A 3,161-nucleotide genomic window follows, 5' to 3' on the forward strand; every position below is an offset into this window, starting at 1 on the left:
CTACGAACCGTCAGTTTGGCATTCTTATGGCTGTTCACCCTTTCCCTCACTCGGTTTGCTGTTGTTTGGTAACTCCAGCTTTACCGATTTGGGGAGGGTGAACAACCTATAGAAACACTACATCTAGCCCTGCTCTGTCTCAGGAGGCTCCGGGGGCGGATCATCGTAGAAGACGCAGCGGTTCTTGCCAAGCTGCTTGGCGCGGTACTGGGCGTTGTCTGCCCGCTGCAGGGCTTCTTCATAGGAGGTCTCGCTGCCGTCGAGCATGTAAATGCCGATGCTGGCGCTGATGTTCACGGTTTTTCCATCGCGGTAGAAACGCATGTCCAGCGCCTTGAGTACGGAGTCTGCCCGCGCGGACATGGCGTTGCGGGTGATGCCCATGGCAAAGACGCAGAATTCGTCGCCGCCAAAGCGGCCCACGGCGTCCACATTGCGAAAGATGCGCCTGAGGGCGTCGGCGGCGTCGATCAGGGCGGCGTCGCCGGCCATGTGGCCCAGGCTGTCATTGAGTTCCTTGAAGTTGTCCAGATCAAGAAAGAGCAGGGCGTGCGTCTTGTCGCCCTTGAGGCGCACAGGTATGTTCTGCATGACTTTTTCGCGAAAGGCCACCTTGTTGTAAAGGTCTGTCAGGCTGTCGCGCTGCGACAGGCGCTCCAGCTCGGCCCTGCGGCGCACCTCTTCATCAATGTCCACAATTTTTCCCACAATATGCAGTGGGGCGTCTTTTTTGCTGATGCGGGTGGTCTGCACCCTGCACCAGATGTACCGCCCCTGGGCCGTGGGAATGCGCATGACGCTGAACACAGTGCGCTCGCCAGACCGTACCCGCCGCCGCATTTCCGTAAGGGCGGGCAGGTCGTCGGGGTGCACTATCTGATCATTGCGCGGGCGGCCCTCAGGAGTAAACATGGGCGTGCTGTCGCGCCCGAATTTGGTGACGAAATTGGGCGAACAGGTGAACTGCCGTTTTTCCAAATCCATATCAAAAATAATATCCTGCGACTGCTCCAGAAGGATGCGGTAGCGCTCTTTTTCCTGCTCCAGCTCAGTCTGCATGTGCTTTTGTTCGGTAATGTCCACCACAACGCAGTCCAGGCAGGGAACAGCCGTGACCTGCCCGTCGCTGGACCATGTGCAGCGCAGCAGGGCGGGTATGTGCTGGCCGTTTTTGCGGCGCAGGCGCAGTTCCATATTGACGGAGGTATTGTCTTCACGGCGGCTTTCAAGCAACCGGAACAGTTTTTCGGATTCCTCGGAGCTGAGAAAGTCCGCCAGGCAGGGATTTTTGGGCGGGGTGTCGTTATAGCCCAGCAAGTGCCAGAACCCGCTGTTGGCATTGCGGATGTCCAGGCGGGGATTGTTGATGAGGCTGATGACGCCGCCGTTGATATTGTTTGCCATATTGGTAAGGCGGCGTTCGCTCTCCTGAGCGGTTCTGCCGCTTTTACGCCGCAGATAGGCAAGGCAGGCAAAAAAAATCAGGGCGAAAAGCAGCATCTGTCCCAGAATCGCCAGCACGGTACGGTGCTCGTAGGTCATGTCCGACAGACTCATGGGTGAAGCCACCGCGGAAATGTTTTCGGAAATGATCTGGCTTTTGCTTTTTTCGTCCACATTCATGAGGAGTTTATTGAGAATATTCAACAAGGGCGGCGGCATGGCGACACTGACAGCCAGGCGGTTGTCTTCAAAGCCGCTGTATTCCTGAAGGGGAACTATTTCGCGAAAGCGGGGCCTGGCGAGCAGGTAGTCCACTTCAAAGCTGGTTTGCAGCAAAAGGTCTGCCTTGCCCGCGATGACGGCCTCAAGGCAGCACTCGATGTCGGGATACGGCTCCACGCGCAGGTCGGGAAAATTGGAGTTGAGGTATACGCGTCCGCCGCGCCAGACGGCGGGTATAGCCACGCGCAGGGGGACGCCGGGCGGGATTTCGGAAATTTTTTTGCTGTACAGGTTCAGCCCGCTGCGCAGTACGGGCGAGGTGAGCGTGTAGAGCGGACTGGAATTGCACGTTGTGGAGTACATCACGCCGGCGCACAGGTCTATTTTCCCCTGCCTGAAGTAGTCATTCAGGTTCATGTCCGGATCATCCATAGGCACAAATTGGAAGATCAGGCCGCTTTCGCGACTGAGTTTGCGGAGTATGCCCGGCAGGATGCCGCGGGTTTCGTCGGTATTTCTGTCGTGCCAGATCAGCGGCTTGCGGGCAGGGCTGTAGCCCACCCGCAAGGGGGGGCAGGAGCGGACGAAATCTCTTTCCGCTTTGGTCAGCGGCGTCTGGTAGCTGCGCCACAAATGGGTGCGGGCAAGCTTGTTTTCCAGGTCGGGCTGTTCCAGCTTGAGTTGGGCAATGCCGTGTTCCAGCTCTTTCATGAGCTGTGTGTTGCTGCGGCTGGCAATATAGAAAAAAGGCTTGGGATCGTATTTTGCCAGCACCGTCTCGTCAGGCTCAAGGCTGATGACGGAAGTCAGGATGGCGTCAATGGTTCCGGCTTTCAGGGCATCGCGGGAATCTTTGGCAAGCGCGAACGGAATAAGTTTTGGCGCGGTAAAGCCGTTGTGGGCTGCATAGGCCGTAAAGTCCGCCCGCCAGGGGCTGTCGCTGGTGACGCCAATGCGCAGACTTTCAAATTTTTTGAAGTCTTCGTAGACAAGGGGCGTATCTTTGAGGGCCACAAGGGCGGTATAGGTGATGCCGCTGGCATATGAGGAGTACAGAAAGCGCCCGGCGCGCTCAGGCGTGTGCAGTGCGCCGCCAAGAAGGTCGATCTGGTTTTTTTCCAGCGCGTTCAGGGCTGCATGCCAGGTGTCGAAATTGACGAATTTTATCTGCCATCCGGTGTATCTGCTCACCTGTTCCAGATAATCAACGTCATAGCCCACGGGCTGGCCGTTTTCCAGAGAATGAAAGCCGCCCATGGGAAAGATGGCCGCCCGTACGGTTCGGGAAGCAGCCTGGGACGGCAAACTCCAGAGAGCCTGTGCAATGCATAACAGCACCCAGGCCAGAAGTTTCAGGACGCGAAAGTTCCTGCTCATGTCCCCATTGCCCCCATCAAGACTCGTATGCAGCCCGCAGCCTGGCATACCGCCCCGGCATGCCAGGCTGCGGAAAATCCGGTATGTGCCTGCCGTCAGTCCCGGGCCGCGGCCGCAGC

The 3,161-nt window shown here is 57.6% G+C and carries 1 protein-coding gene; it reads right to left on the reverse strand.

Going from position 1 to position 3,161, the window contains the following annotated elements; genetic code table 11:
- Positions 1–123 precede the first annotated feature (123 nt).
- On the reverse strand, positions 124–3,042 hold the full coding sequence (locus tag V6C07_RS09125) for a diguanylate cyclase (RefSeq protein WP_333536106.1): 2,919 nt from the start codon (positions 3,040–3,042) through the stop codon (positions 124–126).
- Positions 3,043–3,161 lie beyond the last annotated feature (119 nt).

It is taken from the genome of Desulfovibrio sp. 1214_IL3152 (assembly GCF_036763055.1).
Taxonomy (GTDB): Bacteria; Desulfobacterota; Desulfovibrionia; order Desulfovibrionales; family Desulfovibrionaceae; genus Desulfovibrio.